General features: G+C 59.7%; 20 protein-coding genes. 6 read left to right on the forward strand and 14 right to left on the reverse strand.

Annotated elements, in window-relative coordinates; translation table 11 throughout:
• Positions 1 to 11: 11 nt before the first annotated feature.
• From KF794_10280 to ugpC, 6 genes are all read right to left on the reverse strand, one after another.
• Positions 12 to 485: a chemotaxis protein CheW gene (locus tag KF794_10280; protein QYK46667.1), complete on the reverse strand. Its 474-nt coding sequence runs from the start codon at positions 483 to 485 to the stop codon at positions 12 to 14.
• A 266-nt stretch (positions 486 to 751) separates the two neighbouring features.
• Positions 752 to 1,738, reverse strand: coding sequence for an SDR family oxidoreductase (locus KF794_10285; GenBank protein ID QYK44176.1), 987 nt, complete (start codon positions 1,736 to 1,738; stop codon positions 752 to 754).
• Positions 1,739 to 1,741: 3 nt separating this feature from the next.
• Positions 1,742 to 2,656, reverse strand: a complete 915-nt coding sequence (locus KF794_10290; GenBank protein QYK44177.1) for a carbohydrate ABC transporter permease — start codon at positions 2,654 to 2,656, stop codon at positions 1,742 to 1,744.
• A complete protein-coding gene (locus KF794_10295; protein ID QYK44178.1) occupies positions 2,649 to 3,605 on the reverse strand; it encodes a sugar ABC transporter permease in 957 nt (318 codons plus the stop codon). The genes KF794_10290 and KF794_10295 overlap by 8 nt, the downstream gene beginning before the upstream one ends.
• Positions 3,606 to 3,665: 60 nt before the next feature.
• Entirely contained in the window at positions 3,666 to 4,988 is a 1,323-nt protein-coding gene (locus tag KF794_10300; protein QYK44179.1) for a carbohydrate ABC transporter substrate-binding protein, read from the reverse strand.
• A 42-nt stretch (positions 4,989 to 5,030) separates the two neighbouring features.
• Complete coding sequence (gene ugpC, locus KF794_10305) at positions 5,031 to 6,092, reverse strand: sn-glycerol-3-phosphate ABC transporter ATP-binding protein UgpC (protein ID QYK44180.1); 1,062 nt, start codon at positions 6,090 to 6,092, stop codon at positions 5,031 to 5,033.
• A gap of 138 nt (positions 6,093 to 6,230) precedes the next feature.
• On the opposite strand from ugpC, the gene KF794_10310 reads away from it, so the two are divergent.
• The 4 genes from KF794_10310 (at position 6,231) to KF794_10325 (ending at position 10,677) form a co-directional block, all read left to right on the forward strand.
• Positions 6,231 to 7,262, forward strand: a complete 1,032-nt coding sequence (locus KF794_10310) for a LacI family DNA-binding transcriptional regulator (GenBank protein ID QYK44181.1) — start codon at positions 6,231 to 6,233, stop codon at positions 7,260 to 7,262.
• Between the two features lie 99 nt (positions 7,263 to 7,361).
• Positions 7,362 to 9,170 (forward strand): dihydroxy-acid dehydratase family protein, encoded by a 1,809-nt coding sequence (locus KF794_10315; protein ID QYK44182.1) that lies wholly within the window; start codon positions 7,362 to 7,364, stop codon positions 9,168 to 9,170.
• 15 nt (positions 9,171 to 9,185) lie between these two features.
• Positions 9,186 to 9,920: an SDR family oxidoreductase gene (locus KF794_10320; GenBank protein QYK44183.1), complete on the forward strand. Its 735-nt coding sequence runs from the start codon at positions 9,186 to 9,188 to the stop codon at positions 9,918 to 9,920.
• 10 nt (positions 9,921 to 9,930) lie between these two features.
• Complete coding sequence (locus tag KF794_10325) at positions 9,931 to 10,677, forward strand: SDR family oxidoreductase (GenBank protein QYK44184.1); 747 nt, start codon at positions 9,931 to 9,933, stop codon at positions 10,675 to 10,677.
• A 17-nt stretch (positions 10,678 to 10,694) separates the two neighbouring features.
• On the opposite strand, the gene KF794_10330 is transcribed toward KF794_10325, so the two are convergent.
• From KF794_10330 to KF794_10350, 5 genes are all read right to left on the reverse strand, one after another.
• A complete protein-coding gene (locus KF794_10330) occupies positions 10,695 to 11,066 on the reverse strand; it encodes a hypothetical protein (protein QYK44185.1) in 372 nt (123 codons plus the stop codon).
• Between the two features lie 65 nt (positions 11,067 to 11,131).
• Positions 11,132 to 12,499, reverse strand: coding sequence for an oxygen-independent coproporphyrinogen III oxidase (gene hemN / locus KF794_10335; GenBank protein ID QYK44186.1), 1,368 nt, complete (start codon positions 12,497 to 12,499; stop codon positions 11,132 to 11,134).
• Between the two features lie 19 nt (positions 12,500 to 12,518).
• Positions 12,519 to 13,205, reverse strand: coding sequence for a CBS domain-containing protein (locus tag KF794_10340; protein ID QYK44187.1), 687 nt, complete (start codon positions 13,203 to 13,205; stop codon positions 12,519 to 12,521).
• A 73-nt stretch (positions 13,206 to 13,278) separates the two neighbouring features.
• Positions 13,279 to 13,656 (reverse strand): hypothetical protein, encoded by a 378-nt coding sequence (locus KF794_10345; protein ID QYK44188.1) that lies wholly within the window; start codon positions 13,654 to 13,656, stop codon positions 13,279 to 13,281.
• A 9-nt stretch (positions 13,657 to 13,665) separates the two neighbouring features.
• The gene (locus KF794_10350) at positions 13,666 to 14,370 is read right to left on the reverse strand and encodes a helix-turn-helix domain-containing protein (protein ID QYK44189.1); all 705 of its coding nucleotides are present in this window, start codon (positions 14,368 to 14,370) and stop codon (positions 13,666 to 13,668) included.
• 189 nt (positions 14,371 to 14,559) lie between these two features.
• Between KF794_10350 and KF794_10355 the strand changes: the two genes are divergently transcribed.
• Both KF794_10355 and KF794_10360 read left to right on the forward strand, forming a co-directional pair.
• Positions 14,560 to 16,002 carry a PAS domain S-box protein gene (locus KF794_10355; GenBank protein QYK46668.1) on the forward strand — a complete coding sequence of 481 codons (1,443 nt, stop codon included), beginning with the start codon at positions 14,560 to 14,562 and terminating at the stop codon, positions 16,000 to 16,002.
• Entirely contained in the window at positions 15,995 to 16,618 is a 624-nt protein-coding gene (locus KF794_10360) for a response regulator (protein QYK44190.1), read from the forward strand. Before KF794_10355 ends, KF794_10360 begins: the two co-directional genes overlap by 8 nt.
• A 326-nt stretch (positions 16,619 to 16,944) precedes the next feature.
• Here KF794_10360 and KF794_10365 read toward each other — a convergent pair whose 3' ends face one another.
• From KF794_10365 to KF794_10375, 3 genes are read right to left on the reverse strand one after another with little or no spacing between them, the layout of a single operon-like run.
• Positions 16,945 to 17,592: a carbonic anhydrase gene (locus tag KF794_10365; GenBank protein QYK44191.1), complete on the reverse strand. Its 648-nt coding sequence runs from the start codon at positions 17,590 to 17,592 to the stop codon at positions 16,945 to 16,947.
• Positions 17,592 to 17,879 carry a hypothetical protein gene (locus KF794_10370; GenBank protein ID QYK44192.1) on the reverse strand — a complete coding sequence of 96 codons (288 nt, stop codon included), beginning with the start codon at positions 17,877 to 17,879 and terminating at the stop codon, positions 17,592 to 17,594. The genes KF794_10365 and KF794_10370 overlap by 1 nt, the downstream gene beginning before the upstream one ends.
• 8 nt (positions 17,880 to 17,887) lie before the next feature.
• Complete coding sequence (locus KF794_10375; protein ID QYK44193.1) at positions 17,888 to 18,709, reverse strand: peptidylprolyl isomerase; 822 nt, start codon at positions 18,707 to 18,709, stop codon at positions 17,888 to 17,890.
• Positions 18,710 to 18,720 lie beyond the last annotated feature (11 nt).

The following is an 18,720-nucleotide window of genomic DNA, read 5'->3' on the forward strand; positions in this document are numbered from 1 at the left end:
GTCGGTCTCCATCAGTCCTTTTGGATGTTGTCCAATTCCGGTCCTGCCAGCGCTTCGCTGATCGAGGTGGAAAGCAGATTGTTCAGGTCGATCAGCGCGATCATGAAACCCTCGTCGGTCGTGACGAGACCGGAGAGAAAATCCACACGCGCCGATTGCGCGATGCGCGGCACCGCCTGGATTTGCGTGCCTTCAAAGCTGACGATGTCCAGCACGCGGTCCGCGAGCAGCCCGACCGGGCGATTGCCGATCTGCACGATGATGACGATGTGCAACGCAGTGGCGTCGGTCAGCCCTTGCCCGAAACGGCAGCGCAGATCGATGATGGGAACGATGGAGCCGCGCAGGTTGAGCACGCCTCGCATGTAATCCGGCTGCTTCGGAAGATGCGTGATCTCGGACCAGCCCTTGATCTCGCGCACCGCCATGATGTCGACGCCGTACTGATCGTCGCCAATGGCAAAACTGATGAATTGCGTTCGCATGCCGCTGGCTGACGCTTCGCGTTCAAGCCGCTCGCCGGGTACGGTATTCGTCGCCACGCGCGGCGCCGTCTCGATCGTCTGTTCCATGATCGCTTCGCCCACCCTGCCGGCCAAGCGCAATCGCTCAACCGGTCATCTCACGGGCGATGCTATGGATTCGTTGTTGAGGATCGGTTCCATTACGCGTTAAGCCGGCACAGCAACGCGGGATATTGATCGAGAGCAAGGTTGTCGCGGAGCGCCGTTCACGCACGGCCGCGCATTCTCTACCGGACGAAAATGCCGCCCAGTTCGTCGTCGATGTGCAGCTTCACAATATCGTCGAAAGAACGCTCGACAGTCGTGAAGCCGAGCGACTTTGCCCGCGAGGTATCGAAATTGCGCGGCCAGCCGGCGACAATACGCATGATGGTCTCGTCGGGCTTACGCCTGACGCGCGCGGCGACACTCTTCCCCGCAACACGTTCCAGCGCCGCGATCTGTTCCCCAACCGTCGCAGACAACCCCGGCATCGAGAGGTTCACGCGATTGCCGAGTTCGGACATGCTGATTGCCGCGGCATGCATGAGAAAACCCGTGGCGGAGCGCGGCGAAGCGAACCAGTGCCGCACGTCCTCCGAAACGGGAAGCAGCGCTTCCTCGCCGTTCAAAGGCTCGCGGATGATTCCGGAAAAGAAACCGGATGCCGCCTTGTTGGGCTTGCCGGGCCGCACGCAGATTGTCGGCAGCCGGATGCCGACACCTTCCAAAATCTCGCGTCGCGTATAATCCGCCAGCATCAGCTCGCCCATAGCCTTCTGCGTGCCGTAACTGGTAAGCGGAGTCGTGAAGAATTCATCGCCGATCGCATCCGGAAACGGCGCGCCGAAAACGGCAATCGAGGAAGTAAAGACGACGCGCGGTTTGTAGCCCCCGCCGATATTCTTGATCGCGTCCAGCAGCAAACGCGTGCCGTCCAGATTGATGCGATACCCTTTGTCGAGATCGGCCTCCGCTTCGCCGGAAACGATGGCGGCGAGATGGAAGATCAGGTCCGGCCTTGATGCGATTAGCTTTTGCGCCTCGCCCGGCAGCGAGAAATCCGAAGCTGTAGCGCCGACCGGGAACGGCGCATGCGCGGGCACGTCCGGCTTTACCACGTCGTGCAGCGATAATCTTGAAATCGCACGCGCACCCATGCGTTGCTCGTCGAGCAAACGCGAAGTCAGCTTGCGGCCGATCATGCCGGCCGCGCCTATAACCAGAACGTGCATGGCTTATTCCTTCACCGCGCCGGTCATCGCCGAAACGTAATGCTCGACGAAGAATGCGTACAAAATCACCAGCGGAATCGACCCGACCAGCGCGCCGGCCATCAGCGACCCCCAGCGATAAACGTCGCCGTCAACGAGTTCGCTGACGATGGCAACCGGCACCGTCTTGTTCTGCACCGATGTGGTGAGCGTCAGCGCATAGATGAATTCGTTCCAGCAGAGCGTGAACGAAAAGATGAATGCGGAGATCAGGCCCGGCACTGCAAGCGGCAAAATGATCTTGGTGAGTATCTGCCAGCGGCTCGCGCCGTCGATCAGCGCGCATTCTTCCAACTCGAACGGAATGGTCTTGAAGTAGCCCATCAGCAGCCAGGTCGAGAACGGGATCAGGATGGTCGGATAGACCAGGATCAACGCCAGCGGTGAGTCGAACAGCCCGTAGAAGTGAATGACCGAAGCGAGCGGGATGAACAGGATCGACGGCGGCACCAAATAGGCCATGAAGATCGCGGCGCCGACCACCTGCGAACCTCGAAAACGCAGCCGCGCGATGGCGTAAGCCGCGAGCACGCTCGCGAAGATCGAGAGAAATGTCGCCGCCGCCGCGACATACATCGTGTTCCACAACCAGCGCGGATACTCGGTATCGAACAGCAGTTTCTTGATGTGATCGAGCGTCGGATTCACAACCCAGAACGGATTGTAGGTATCCATGTCGATCAGTTGCGCGTTCGGCTTCACGGATGTCAACGCCATCCAGTAGAACGGGAACAGCAGGATGCACATGATGATCCCGAGCGGCAGCCACAGCGTCACCAGACGCCGCGGAAAGCTTTCGAGATAGGTCATGCCCTCCTGTTTGTCGTTCGCAAGAACCTGCGAGGCAGCGGAGGTTTTTTCCACGGTAGTGTCAGTCATTGCCTTCACCGTGTTGCCATTTCCGCCGCTGCAGGCCGAACCACGAAATCATGATCGCAGCCAGCAGGAAGGGGATCATCGCGGTTGCAATAGCGGCGCCCTCGCCCAGCCGTCCGCTGAGAATTCCGCGCTGATATGAAAGCGTCGCCATCAGGTGCGTCGCATTCACAGGTCCGCCGCGCGTCATTGCCCAGATCAACTGGAAGTCCGTGAAAGTAAAGAGCACCGAGAACGTCATCACCACCGCGATGATCGGCGTCAGGAGCGGATAGGTCACGTAACGGAAGCGCTGCCATGCGCTCGCGCCGTCCAGCGTCGCCGCCTCGTAGAGCGACGGAGAAACAGTTTGCAGTCCGGCGAGCAGCGTGATCGCGACAAACGGCACGCCGCGCCAGATATTGGCAAAGATCAGGCTGCCGCGCGCAAGATTGCCGTCGCCGAGAAAATTGATGTTCTGCTCGATTAATCCAAGCTGCCGCAACGACCATGAAATGATCGAGAACTGCGCGTCGTAAATCCACCAGAACGCGATCGCGGACAGCACGGTCGGCACGATGAACGGGATCAATACCACCGAGCGGATGATCGCCTTGAAGGGCATATGACGATTCAAAAGCAATGCGAGATACAGCCCCACCGCGAACTTAATGATGCTCGCGACGATGGTGTAGAGCAGCGTATTGAAGACCGACAGCCAGAAGATGCTGTCGTCCCAAAGCCATTCGTAGTTTTCGAACCCGATGAATTCGCCGGGCCGCGCAAGCCGCGCGTCGGTGAACGAAAGCCAGACGCCGAGCACCAGCGGCCAGGCGAGAAACAACAAGAGGAACGCCGCAGCCGGAAGCATGAACCAGATCGCAAGCCAGTTACGATTGGTTTTCAACCGCTGCCACACGGACAATTCACCCATGTTCGCAGCCTTGTTTCGTACTTCCTCTACGGTGCTCATCCGGACATCCGCATTCAAAAGAAGGCGGCGGCGCGGTTGCCCGCGCCGCCACAGGGAGGATCAGCGATAGATGCGCTGCGCCTGACGCTCGGCGATCTTCATTGCGCCCTTGATGTCTTCGCGTCCCGTGCAGTAGTTCGCGAACATATCGACCACGATGAAGTCCGCGATTGCCGCCGCGGCCTTCTCGCCGAGCGTGCCGAGGCCAGCCGGCGTCAGCGTGCGCTTGGCGACATCGCGATAGACCGTGTTCTTCGGATCCGCGGTCCAGACCGGATTCTTGTCGTAGGCGCCGAGGAAGTGCGAGAGATAGCCCTGCGCCGCCTCGATCCACGGATTGAAGTTTTCTGCTTCCTGCATGAAGGCTGCGAAGGCTTTGCAAGCCTGCGGGAACTTCGTGAAGGAGAAGGTCAGGATCGGGAACGCGAGATGCAGTTCGGTCGGCCGGCCGACCGGGCCGATCGGCATATAGGCGTGATCCATGTCTTCCGCGATCGCCTTGTTTTCTCTCTTGGCGGTGACGTAGATCGAGATGCCGTTCAGCGTGAGATAGAGATCGCCCGCGACGAACGCCTTGTTGTTCGACGAGTCGTTCCACGACGCCGTGCCGGGGATGAAGTTGTCGTAAAGCGCCTTCACGTATTCCAGCGACTTCGCGGTTTCCGGCGAGTTGATGATCACCTTGTCGTTCTTGTCGACGAGGTTGCCGCCGAAGGTCCACAGCGCCCAGTGCAGCCAGGTGTTGGCGTCGCCGGAAGCATGGCCGAGCGCAAAACCGGCCGGAGTGTTGTTCTTCTTCAGCGCCTTGACGAGTTCGAGCATTCCCGCGGTGTCCTTCGGGAATTCCTTGAAGCCCGCCTTCTCGCACGCCGTCTTGCGGTAGTTGATCAGGCCGCCCGTGGTCGCGACCGGAATGCAGATCCACTTGTTCTTGGATTTTCCGTAGGCCTCGGCCGACGGGAACCAGCCACCGTATTTCTTGCCGAGGTAGTTCGCGACGTCGGTGACGTCGAGGCATTTCTCCGGGAACAGATGGGGAAGCGAATAGAGGCCCCACACCATGTCGAGGCCCTGGCCGGTATTAGCTGCGACAGAGGCTTTCGGCTGAATGTCGTCGAAGGATTCATTCGAGATGTTGACGCCGACGCCGGTCGCCTTCTGGAACGCGTCGACCATCGCCATGAACGCTTTGTCTTCCGCCTCGACGAAGCGGCGCCAGCGCAGCACGTTGATCTTCGCGCCCTTCTCTGGTTTCCACGGCGCGGCCTGCGCCCAAGCGGTGGCGTAGTTCAATAATTGATCGGCACCTACCGCGGTGATGGCGGCAGCCGCAGCAGAGCCTTTCAGCAGCGAGCGGCGGTCCATTTCAAACTTTTTGTCCATGATTTCCTCCCGTGGACGAGTTCTGTCTTCAATAAAACTTCGCTAGATTCTTTTTCCGCTATCCTTGGCGAAGAGGTGAGCCGTGTCCGCGCGCGGACGCAGCAAAATCTTGTCGCCGGGCTTTACGCTCTGGCGTTCGCGGAAAACGGCAATAACTTCCTGATCGCCGATCCGCGCGACGATCTGGGTTTCGGAACCGGTTGGCTCGACGACCACGACTTCCGCCGGCAGTCCGCCTTCGCCCATTTCGAAATGCTCAGGGCGGATGCCGTAGACAACATCGCGCTCGGCTTCCCCGGCGGGCATGGATTTGAGCGGCAGCTTGTGGCCCTGCGAGGTCTCGACATAAGCCGAACCGTTGGCTTTCAACTTGCCATTGAGAAAATTCATGGCCGGCGAGCCGATAAACCCTGCGACGAACTGGTTGACCGGACGGTCGTAGAGTTCGAGCGGCGCGCCCATCTGTTCGACAACGCCGTCGTGCATCACCACGATCTTGTCGGCCATGGTCATGGCCTCGATCTGGTCGTGCGTGACATAAACCGTGGTGGTCCGAAGCCGCTGATGCAGCTCCTTCATTTCCGTGCGCATGGCGACACGCAGCTTTGCGTCGAGGTTCGAAAGTGGCTCGTCGAACAGGAACACCTGCGGTTCGCGCACAATGGCGCGGCCCATCGCGACGCGCTGGCGCTGGCCGCCGGAAAGCTGCCGCGGGTAGCGCTCCAGTAGCGGCAACAGTCCGAGAATTTGCGCCGCGCGCTTCACGCGCGTGTCGATCTCGCTCTTACTGGCGCCCCGCAACATGAGCGAAAAGCCCATGTTCTTCGCAACCGTCATGTGCGGATAGAGCGCGTAGTTCTGAAACACCATCGCGATGTCGCGCTCTTTCGGGTGAACCTGGTTCACCACGCGTCCGTCGATGGAAATGGTCCCCGAAGTTATATTCTCAAGGCCCGCGAGCATCCGCAGCAGGGTCGATTTTCCGCAGCCCGATGGTCCGACGAGAACGACGAATTCACCGTCCTCGATCGGAACGGACACGCCGTGCAGAACTTCAACCGGACCGAATGATTTTCTAACGTCGCGTATCTGCACGGACGCCATTGCGCGCTTCTCCCTGAACCACCCCGGCAGGTTCGAGCGCTTGCGCCTCGCTGCTCTTTTTCTTTTTTCTTCTTCCGATAAGTCTGGCCGCTGTTGGTAGCGCTGTCAATCAGCGGACCCCTGTGATAGAGAAGGAAAATGACGCGCAAGCGCAGAGAGGCAGGACAGATCAGGCTCACGGAAGTTGCGAAACTTGCCGGTGTCAGCCCGATTACCGCGTCGCGTTTCTTCCGCAACCCGGAAGCGCTCTCGCTTAGCAAGCGCGAAAGGGTGGAAAGTGCCGCGCGGGAGCTTGGCTATGTGCCTAATCTCGCAGCGCGCGCGCTCGCTTCGCAACGCACCGAGGTCATTGGTGTTCTAATTCCCTCGCTCACGAATAATGTATTCAACGACGTGCTTCGTGGCGTTTACGACGCCTCCGAAGGCAGCCGCTACACCATCCAGTTCGTGAACACCCGCTACAGCATCCTGCAAGAAGAGAAGCTGCTGCGGCTGTTCCAGGCGCAAAAGCCTGCCGGACTGATCGTCACCGGCATCAACCAGACCGACGAATCGCGCGCGGTCATGAAGGCGATGAGCTGCCCGATCGTGCAGATCATGGAGACCGGGCCGGACCCGGTAGACATGATGGTCGGATTCTCCCACTACGACGCGGCTTTTGCCGCTGTTTCGCACCTTCTTTCGCAGGGCAAGCGGCGCGTCGGCTTCCTCGGCGCACGCATGGACCCGCGCGTGCAACGCCGTCTGGATGGCTACCGCGACGCAATGAAAGCGGCGAGCCATTTCGATCCTGCCCTCATCCTGACTACCCCGACGCCGACTGCCGTGACCCTCGGCGGCACTTTGCTCGCCGACCTGTTGGCGAGAACGCCAGACCTGGACGCGGTTTTTTGCATCAATGACGACCTTGCGCTCGGCGTGCTGTTCGAATGTCAGCGGCGCGGAATTTCCGTGCCGGACCAGCTCGCCATCATTGGCTTCAACGACATGGAATTCATGGCGGCGGCGCTTCCATCGCTTTCCAGCGTGCGCACCAACCGCTACGAAATGGGCCGCCATTCCGTAACGATGCTCATCGAAGCAATCGAGGGACGCCGGCCCGCCAATGCCGTGGTCGATCTCGGCTTCGAACTGATGATCCGGGAAAGCTCCGCGCCGCGCGACGGATGACGGCGAAACGACGCGGTATTTTCAAAGAAAATGGTAGCGCTGTCTTTTTGCCGGCATTAGGCTGAAAGCCTGCCTTTCGTGAGTAATGCGGGAGTGGCCATGACGAAATCCGGCAACGGCGGCGATAAACCGAAACTGCGCTCCCGCCTCTGGTTCGACGATTCCGCCGATCCCGCGATGACCGCACTCTATCTTGAGCGCTACCTGAATTACGGGCTGACCCGTCAGGAACTGCAATCCGGAAAACCGATCATCGGCATTGCACAGACCGGCAGCGACCTCTCGCCCTGCAACCGGCATCACCTCGAACTGGCCAAGCGCGTGCGCGAAGGCATCCGCGATGCAGGCGGCGTTGCGATGGAGTTTCCCTGCCATCCGATTCAGGAAACCGGAAAGCGCCCGACTGCCGCGCTGGATCGCAACCTCGCCTATCTCTCGCTGGTCGAAGTGCTGTTCGGCTATCCGCTCGACGGCGTGGTGCTCACCACGGGCTGCGACAAGACCACCCCCGCGTGCCTGATGGCGGCGGCGACAGTGAACATCCCTGCCATCGTGCTTTCCGGCGGGCCGATGCTGAACGGCTGGTTCAACGGCGAACGCACCGGCTCAGGTACCATCGTCTGGAAATCGCGCGAGCGCCTCGCGGCAGGCGAAATCGGCTACGAAGAATTCATGGAGATCGTTGCGTCGTCCGCACCATCGGTGGGCCACTGCAACACGATGGGCACTGCTTCGACCATGAACTCACTCGCGGAAGCGCTCGGCATGTCTCTGCCAGGCTGCGCCGCGATTCCCGCGCCGTATCGCGAACGCGGGCAGATTTCCTATCTCACCGGAAAGCGCATCGTCGATATGGTGTGGGAAGACCTGAAGCCTTCCGACATCCTCACCAAAAAAGCATTCGAGAATGCGATTGTCGTCAATTCTGCGATTGGCGGCTCGACCAATGCGCCGATTCACCTGAACGCGCTCGCGCGCCATATCGGCATCGAACTGACGGTGCAGGACTGGGAGCGTGTCGGCCACAAGATTCCGCTGCTCGTAAATCTCCAGCCCGCGGGCGCTTACCTCGGCGAGGAATATCATCGCGCGGGCGGCGTCCCTGCTGTCGTACGTGAACTCATGACGAAAAAGAAGATTCACGAAGACGCGCTCACCGTGAACGGCAAGGCCATGGGCGACAACTGCAAGGATGCGCCCTTGCCCGACAATGATGTGATCTGGTCCTATGACAAGCCGCTGGTGAACGACGCGGGTTTCCTCGTGCTGTCCGGCAATCTGTTCGACAGCGCCATCATGAAGACGTCCGTCATCTCGAAGGAATTCCGCGACCGCTATCTTTCCAACCCGAAAGACCCGGAAGCCTTCGAGGGCCGCGCCATCGTATTCGACGGGCCGGAGGAATATCACACGCGCATCGACGACCCTTCGCTGAACATCGACGAGCATTGCATCCTGTTCGTGCGGGGTACCGGACCAATCGGCTATCCGGGCGGAGCGGAAGTCGTGAACATGCAGCCACCCGCCGCGCTGATTAAGCGCGGGATCAAATCACTGCCCTGCATCGGCGACGGCCGGCAATCGGGCACGTCCGGTTCGCCGTCCATCCTGAACGCTTCGCCTGAAGCAGCGGCCGGCGGCGGTCTCGCCATCCTGAAAACCGGGGACAAGGTGCGCATCGACCTGAACAAGGGCGAAGCGAACATTCTCATTTCGGCGGAAGAAGTCGCGAAGCGGCAAGCCGACCTGAAAGCCAAGGGTGGCTTCCCCTACCCGGAACATCACACGCCCTGGCAGGAATTGTACCGCAACACCGTCGGCCAGCACGCGAGCGGCGCCTGCCTGGAGCTTGCAACGCGCTATCAAAACATCGCGGCGAAGTTCGGCACGCCGCGCCACTCTCACTAGAAGAAGCCAGCCACCATGTCGGGAAGACTGCAAGGCAAACGCGCATTCGTGACCGCCGCTTCCGCCGGAATCGGCAAGGCCTGCGCCATCGCATTCGCACGCGAAGGCGCGCATGTATTCGCAAGCGACATCGACGAGAAGGCGTTTCCCGAACTGAAATCCGCCGGCGTCGCAGAAACATTCAAGCTCGACGTGCTCAGCACGGATGCCGTTAACGACGCCGCCAAGCGTATCGGCAAGATCGACGTGCTGCTCAACGCCGCCGGCTTCGTGCATCACGGCACCGTGCTGGAATGCAGCGACAAGGACTGGGACTTTTCGTTCGACCTGAACGTCAAATCCATGCACCGCACGATCAAGGCTTTCCTCCCCGCGATGCTTGCGGGCGGCGGCGGCTCGATCGTGAACATCGCGTCTGCCGCAGGCGTACTGAAAGCCGCGCCGAACCGCTACGTTTATGGCGCGACCAAAGCCGCCGTCGCGGCGCTGACCCGCGCGGTCGCTGCCGATTTCATCGGGAAAGGAATCCGCTGCAACTGCATCTGTCCCGGCACCATCGAAACGCCGTCCATGCTCGGCCGCGCGGCCGCGCAAGGCCCGGATGGGATGAAGAATTTCGTCGCGCGCCAGCCGCTCGGCCGTCTCGGCACGGCCGAAGAAATCGCAGCACTTGCGGTCTATCTTGCGAGCGACGAAAGCTCGTTCACCACCGGCGGCGCGCATGTCGCGGACGGCGGCTGGACTCTCTAGGGGAAGCAGCATGAACAAGATCGATCTCGCCGGCCGCGTTGCCGTCGTCACCGGTGGCGCGCAGGGTTTCGGCCGCGCCATCACCGAACGCTTCATCGCTTCGGGCGCGCGTGTCGCCATCTGGGATGTGGATCAGGTCTATGCGCAACGCACTGCGAACGAACTGGGTAACGGCACCAAGGCCTACGGCCTCGATGTTTCCGACCTTCCCTCCGTCGAGAAGGCGCGCGACACCACAATCAGGGATTTCGGCAAGATCGACATTCTCGTGAACAACGCCGGTGTTGCCGGCGCGAATGCGACCGTATGGGACACGACTGTCGACGAATGGCGCCGCGTCATGCGCATCAATCTCGACGGGCCGTTCATCTGCTCCAAAGCCGTCGTGCCGCACATGATCGCGCAGAAATACGGCCGCATCGTCAATATCGCCTCCATCGCCGGCAAGGAAGGCAACCCGAACGCCGCGCATTACTCCGCATCGAAAGCCGGCGTGATTGCTCTGACCAAATCGCTCGGCAAGGAACTCGCGGCTTACGATATTGCAGTGAACGCGGTAACGCCTGCCGCGGCGAAGACCGCGATCTTCGATCAGATCACGCAGCAGCACATCGATTTCATGCTGTCGAAAATCCCGCGCGCGCGCTTCGTATTGGTCGAAGAACTGGCCTCGATGGTTGCGTGGATGGCCTCGAAGGACAATTCCTTCACGACCGGCGCCGTGTTCGACATTTCCGGCGGCCGCGCGACCTACTGATCGCGCGCACTTTCGCGTCAGGACTGCAAGAACTTCATTGTCGATTCGTTCGGGCAGTAGCTATGCCACTCACCGGAATCCGGATGGGCATCGAGATCACGCTGGCAAACATCGGCATGGTCGCATAGCGCGCAAACCCGCTGCAGGTCCTTCCACACCGAGGGCCATTCCGCCTGTACCACGGTAGGCTTAATGCCTTCCTGCACAAGCCGCTCCGGCAACAGCAAATATGAGGAGTCGCCGCGGCGATCGAGACGATAAAGGTCGTCCGCCGTCATACCAATATCGCGTGCAATCGCCTTGACCTGATCGGACTCCAACTCGTCTAGGTCGCTACGCATGAACGGCCCGCCGACCTTCGCAAAAAAAGCCCTGATCATCTCAATCATCGTTTCCTCCATAATCCAAGAGATACCCGCTCGCTGCGCCGCTACCTTGAACCACATCAATCCAGCTACACCGCAACTGAGTGGCGCGTTCTATTTTCTGCGAAATAGCTGTCGAACACGCTGGCCACGATGCGTGTAAACGGCTTGCCCCGTTCCGTTACTTCAATGCAGCGGCCAGAACGCCGCGTCAGCCCCTTGACTTGCAGCAAATCGATTTTCGCCAGTTCACCGGAGAAGATGGTCGGCAGGCGATGCTTCGCCACCAGCCGGTCGATATCGACCCAGAAATCGCACATCAGCCGTTCGATGATTTCCGCTCGTAGCAAATCCTCCGCGGAGAGCGAAACGCCACGCACCGTTGCAAGTTTCCCGTAACGAACTTCCGCTGCGTAAGCCGCAACCGCCGGATGATTCTGCGCATAGCCTCCGGGAAATCGGCTGATCGCTGACGCACCGAGACCGATCAGCACCGGACAGTCATCATCGGTGTAACCCTGAAAATTGCGGTGCAGGGTTCCATTTCGCGCGGCAGTAGCAAGCTCGTCATCGGGCAGAACGTAATGGTCGATCCCCACTGCCTCGTAGCCGAGGTCAACCCATGCTTTGTGCGAAGCCATCGTCTGCGCGTAGCGTTCTTCGCTCCCAGGCAGAGAGCCTGCATCGATCAGCGTTTGCTGTTTCTTGAACCAGGGCACATGCGCGTAGCCGAACACTGCAACACGTTGCGGACGCAGCCGCGCCGCCAGCGTCGCACTGAACTGGACATCATGCACGCCCTGTTTCGGCAGGCCGTACATCATATCGACGCCGATGTTCTCGACACCTGCCTTGCGAACCAGATTGACCGCCGTGTCGACCACTTCAAACGGCTGTACGCGGCCTATTGCCTGCTGCACGTCGGGAGAAAAATCCTGCACACCGAAATTGCAGCGGTTGATCCCGATTTCGCCCAACGAGGAAGATATTTCGAGACTGTTCCGACGCGGGTCAAGCTCGATGGCATGCTCCGCAAGATCGCTCGTGTCGAAATGCTGCGTCAGTGCCCGGTGAATCCGTTGTAAGCCATCGGCACCGACGATCGAAGGTGTACCGCCGCCCCAATGAATTCTCCGGACCCTCTTGGATCCGGAATACTTCGCAACAATCGCAATCTCGGTTGCGAGATTTTCGACATAGCGTTCGACCGGTTCGCTTCGCCGCGTCGCTGTCGTGTTACAACCGCAATAGTGGCAAAGCTCCACGCAAAACGGCACATGCATATAGATAGAGAGTGGCGTTCCGTCCTTTAATCCACCCAGCCACTTCCCATGCTGATCCGCATCCACCGAAGGCGTGAAGTTAGGCGCCGTCGGATAGGATGTATAGCGCGGTACCGGCTGCGCACCCCTGTTCGCAACCTTCTCGCCTTCGGCTAAACGGGTACCCTCACCCAAGACGCCGTCTCCTGCTTAATCAGGCCCAGCCCGGAAGCGGTTCGAGCACGATGTTGTCGTTGATCGATTTAACGCCCGCTATGTCTTCGATGACGACGCGGATTGCATTGCGCTCCGCTTCCGAGCGGACCGCACCGAACGTATTCACGATGCCTTCGTTGACCGTGACATTGACCATGATCGGATTGGTCCAGGCTTCGGCTTCGAGCCGCTTCTGAACTTTCTCGCGAATCTGCTCGTCGCTAAGCGGGCGGTGAACCTTCTGCGGCGCGCTGGCAATCGCCTGCACAAGATTGGCACGGGTTACGATACCGACCAGATTTCCATCCTGAAGAACCGGCACCCGCTTGATGCGGCGCCGCTCGAACATTCGTGCAATGTCGGACAACGGCGTTTCGGGATCGACCGTTATCACGTCGCGGGTCATGAGATCCCGCACGCTTTTCGTGTGGGCGCGGGAATACTCCTCCGCGAGCTGCGTATTGCTGGTAAATAGCGACAACCACCACGAACGATGCCGTTGCGTTCCGATTTCGGCGCGATAGATCAGGTCGCCTTCACTGACGATGCCGATCAGTTTCCCGGCGCCGTCAACGATCGGAAGCGCGCTGATGCGGTTTTCGGTGAGAAGCTGCGCGACTTCGCGAACCGTCATGTCCACATGTCCGGTTTTCACCGGCGAAACCATTACATGCTTGGCTTTCATGACACTCTCCATCCCCGGCAAACCGGGATTTCCATTGGCCGTTCCGCGCCGCGCAAGGGCATTCGCCTGCTCGTCAGACGTGTTCTACGGACGACACACGATAGGTCCGAATAAGATCGCCTTCGCGGATCGAGACGTATTCACCCGGCACGAATTTCTCGTCCTGCAATTTGAATCCGGTCTCGTCTTCCTGATCCCCAGAAATGTCGTAGCGGAACATCCAGTTGCCGCCCGGACCGTGAATGACGTGCCCCACATCCCAGTCATCCGCGCGCATCCGGACTACGCGGCAGTTGTCGCGAAAACTTTTCCAGATAGCAGCATCGATGCGCATTTCCGCATTTAGCGGCAGCGTGATCAGGTACCCGGTCTTGTTGTCACCTTGCGGATGCGCCGGCTCGCGCGCGAGTTCGAGACGGATTTTACGAAATTCCCGCGGCAGGGCAGACATGGACCGCCCTCACGAATGCATTTCGCGGAGCACGGCGCGGCTTTTCAGCCGTACCTTGCGAGACGTGGGCAGTTCAATCAGCGCCCGGCGCTCCATGCTGGTGAAGGTGCGCGAGACGGTTTCAATGGTGAGACCCAGATAATCGGCGATGTCTTGCCGCGACATCGGCAGTTCGATTTCGTTGCGGTTCGCAGAGCGGCTTGCCATTTCGATCAGGAACGACGCTACCCGCTCCTGCGCGCTGGAGCGGCCAAGTAGCACTACATGGTCGTGAACGTGATCGAGTTCGCGAGCCGTCATCTGCCAGAGTTCGCGCGCAACGACCGCATCAGTCTGCGCAAGGCCGGTGAGGACCGAACGCTTGATGGCTATCACCATAGTATCGGCAATGGCTTCGGCGGCGAAGCGATGGTGAATGCTCGACTCGAGGCCGAAAATATCCCCGGGAAGATAGAACGCACCGATCTGGCGGCGCCCGTCGTCGAGAAGCTTGTAGGAGCGAACGGAGCCTTTCAGGACCTTGTAGACATTTTCGGCAGGCTCATCCTGTCCGTAGATTTCCTTGTTGCGGGCAAAGGAAAGCCGGGTACCCATGAGTTCGAGGGCAGCCTGAAAGCTGTGCTCGGTTGCAACTGCGCAGTTCGCACTTGCGGGAATTCGCGGCGCAAGACGGGCGATGCCGGGTTTGGCGGAGGACTGAACCTGGACGAGCATCGGGCTTCTCCTCTTTTGCTGAGAAACCGATACCGGCGGGCCGTGGCCGGATAAATTCAGGCCGATAACCTAAGGGAAAATACGTAGGCGTGATTCCGCAGGGGAAATAGGGGTATTTTGGCTTCCGCAATGAAGAATATCGAAAGCCCCACACGAACCGGCAACCTGTTCCGGTCGCTCGACCGGATCATGCGCAATCCGTGGTCGCGCTATGCCGCCGTAGTCCCGATTGTCGCACTGGCCTTCGCCGTGCGGGCCATCCTGCAGCCGCTGATCGGCAACGAGGCGCTGTTTCTCTTGTTTGTTCCCGCGGTTCTGGCCGCGGCAACAATCGGCGGATTCGGACCGGGGGTGGCCGCGACTGTGCTGAGCGTAGCGGTCGGCGATATTTTCTATTTTTGGCAAAGCGTATCCTTGGCCAATCTGACGGCGAACAGCATCGGTTTTCTCGTTTCCGGCATTGCCATTGCCGCGTTCGGCGGCTGGATGCGTACCACCCGGCGGGCGGCCGCAGCGCGCGAAGCACACCTCAACTCGATTCTCGACACCGTGCCCGACGCGATGATCGTTATCGACAGCAAGGCACGCATCCAGTCCTTCAGCGCCGCAGCCGAGCGCCTGTTCGGCTATCGCGCGCAGGAAATGTGGGGACACAATGTGAGCATGCTGATGCCCTCGCCTTATCGCGAGGCGCATGACGGTTACATGGAGCGCTATTTGCGCACGGGTGAACGCAGGATCATCGGCATTGGGCGTGTTGTCGTCGGCGAGCGCAAGGACGGTTCCACATTCCCGATGGAACTTGCGGTGGGCGAAATGATTCTGGGGCCGGACCGCTTCTTTACAGGTTTCGTGCGCGACCTGACCGAACGGCAGGAAACCGATGCGCGCTTACAGGAATTGCAGGCGGAACTGGTTCACATCTCGCGCCTCTCTGCGATGGGAGAAATGGCCTCTACGCTGGCCCACGAGTTGAACCAGCCGCTCACCGCGATAGCAAATTACATGAAAGGATCGAGCCGCATCGTAGCGGAAATCCAATCGGATCGCGTACCGGTTCTGAAATCCGCCCTCGACAAATCCGCCGAGCAGGCGCTACGTGCAGGTCAGATCATCCGCAGGCTGCGCGACTTCGTCGAGCGCGGCGAGAGCGAACGCAGCATCGACAGCCTGTCCAAGATCATCGAAGAAGCAAGCGCGCTGGCGCTGGTAGGCGCGAAAGAGTCCGGCATCCATGTTCGCATGAGGCTAGACCCGGAAGGCGATCTCGCGCTGGTCGACCGCATCCAGATTCAGCAGGTACTCCTCAACCTGATCCGCAACGCGATCGACGCCATGAAACAAAGCCTGCGCAAGGAGCTTTCGATTCTCAAGCACGCTCCGGTCAACGGCATGGTTGTGGTCAGTGTTGCTGATACCGGACCGGGTATCGACCCCGAAATCCGCGACCAGTTGTTTCAGCCGTTCGTCACCACGAAATCGGACGGCATGGGTGTCGGGCTTTCCATTTCGCGTACCATCATCGACGCACATGGCGGAAAGCTATGGGTTGAGGAAAATCCCGACGGCGGCGCAACGTTCCGCTTTAGCCTGCCGGTAGCAAGGGAGCATAAGGGCGAAGAAAATGTCTGAACGCCAAACCGTCCATGTCATCGACGACGATGACGCCGCGCGCGACTCGCTTCATTTTTTGCTGGAGACAGCAGGGCTTAACCCGATCACCTACGAAACCGCCGGCGCGTTCCTGAAGAACCTCCCGGCAGCGAACGAAGGCTGCATCATCACCGACGTACGCATGCCCGGCATGACCGGCATCGAACTTCTGAAAACACTCAAAACCCGCAGCTTTCCTCTGCCCGTGATCGTCATCACGGGCCATGGCGACATTCCGCTCGCGGTCGAGGCAATGCGCGAAGGAGCTGCCGACTTTCTCGAAAAGCCATACAACGACGAGGCGCTGCTGCAATCCATTTCGCGCGCCATCGCCTCCGCGAACTCGGCAGCCAAAGCAGACGACGCGAAAGCCGAAATCCTGCGGCGCATCGCCGAACTTTCCGGGCGCGAAGCGGAAGTTATGGCGGGACTCGTCGCCGGGAAATCGAACAAGATCATCGCCATCGAGCTAGACATCAGCCCGCGCACGGTCGAGATCTACCGCGCCAATGTCATGACCAAGATGAATGCCGACAGCTTGCCGGCTCTCGTGCGCATGGCAATCGCCGCGGGTTTCCCCGGCGATCACGCATAAAAAAAGCGCGCCTGAAGCGCGCTTCCCCTACGTAACATGATTGAAAGCCGGCTCAAGCCTGCTCCCGCGCAAGGAGCAATCGAGGGCGGATATTCTCCGCTCTGTAGCCGGATCAGTCGCGGAATTTGCGGGTGCTGAGATCAGCGTAGGTCAGGCCTGCAGCGAAAACAACAAACATCACACCCACGAGGGCGAGAACGAGAATGGCTTCGGTCGGCATGTTGTCCTCCATAAAGAAGGACAGGATGGAGTGATCGCCGGATTCGCTCCTTGATCTCGGTCAAACGGCTGCGTGGTTCGCTCCGCACTAAAAAAACGGAAATACGCTATGCGCCGGTAACACAATCGTCGATCGAAGCCAACGCGTCGCGCTCCGCAATTGAGGAGAGATGCGGGCCGAGATCGTGCAGACGGCCCGTGGCGATGCGATAGATCCAGCCATGAAGGTGCAGTTCCTGCCCACCCGCCCAGGCATTCTCGACGATCGGCGTTGCGGCGAGCCTTCGCACCTGCATCTCGATGTTGATCTCGCACATACGATCGAGCCTTTGCGACGGCGGAAGTGCATCGAAAATCTTCCGGTGTTTCCGGTAAAACATGGAGACCGGTTGCAGCCAATGGTCGAACAACTCTCCCCGCTCAGGCGCGAATACGCGCGCAATACCGCCGCAGCCGTAGTGTCCGCAAACAATGATGTGCTGCACTTTCAAATGCTCGACCGCGAATTCCAGCACCGAAAGAATGTTCAGATCGCTTGTGTGCACGACATTCGCGATATTCCGGTGTACGAAGACCTGCCCAGGGTCCAATTCGAGCACATCGTTCGCGGTTACACGGCTATCGGAGCAACCGATCCATAGATAGTTCGGACTCTGCTGCGTCGCCATCCGCGAGAAGAACTCCGGATCGCTCGCAATTTTCTGCTCCACCCAATGCACATTCCGGGCAAGCAGCGGTTCGAGCGTACGGCCCATCAGACCGCCGCCGCGGATGATGCCGTATATTCCAGCGCGCGGCGCAGGCAAACTTCCGCCGGATCGCTGGCACGCGATACCAGACCTAGCAGCGTAAGCCATTCCTCTTCCGACGCCACGGACGCATAGCGTTGTACAGCCGCGCTTGCGAATTCGCCGAGCGACTCGCCTTCCGCGTTCGCCATTTCCTGAAGACGCAACACGAGCGGCATATTGCCGAGCGACAGAATATATTCCGTCGCTGCGGCCTCGTCGGAGAATGTTTTGAGAATGTCGCCGAGCAGCATGGGGTTTCCTAACTCACGCGGTGCGCTTCCGCGCCCGCAAGGTCGATACCCTCGATCTTCGCAGCGGAAACCAGACGCGCGATATACTGCGCCGATGCCCGGCGTTGTACTGCGTCGCGCAGATAGTCCGCGATCCGCTCACGTACCGCATCGAAGGGAAGCTGCTTGCCGTCGATCTTGCGGTCGAGTCGTATGATGTGAAGGCCGTAGCGGCTTTCAACCGGATCGCTGATGGACCCCGGCGTGAGCGAAACGAGCGCCTTCTCGAATTCCGGCGTCGTCTGGCCATCCGTTATCTGTCCGAGATTCCCGTTTTGCGCCGAAGACGGGCAATCCGAGTGCGTGACAGCAAGCATATCAAACTTCTCCGGAAACTGGCGAAGCTCTGAGGCAATCTGTTCGATTTTTTCTCTTGCTGCACGATACGCGGGCGCATCGCGCCTATCGGCTGTAACCAGAATGTGTGCGGCCTCATAAATTGCAGCCGAACGGAAACGCGCGTGGTTGCTTACATAATACCGCAGACACGCAGCTTCGTCGGGGTTCGGGGTTACTACCTGCTGCTCCAGAAGAGCACGGATCGATGCTTCATCTTCGGTTTCCGTGCGGCCGTCTTCCGTCTGGGGTACTGCAACGATGGCAAGACGTTTTGCTTCCGACAGCAGCAAATCACGGATGACGAGCGCCCTTGCCGCGCCTTGCCATGCCTCGATCGGCTTTTCGGCGGGGAAGTTCTGCGCCTCGCGCGAAATTTCAGCACGCGAAAGCTCCTTGCCGTTTACCCTGATTGGTTTCGGCTTAGGCAGTTCGATGTGGACAGAGCAGGACATTTTCTTCCTTC

It is taken from the genome of Xanthobacteraceae bacterium (genome assembly GCA_019454205.1).
Taxonomy (GTDB): domain Bacteria; phylum Pseudomonadota; class Alphaproteobacteria; order Rhizobiales; family Xanthobacteraceae.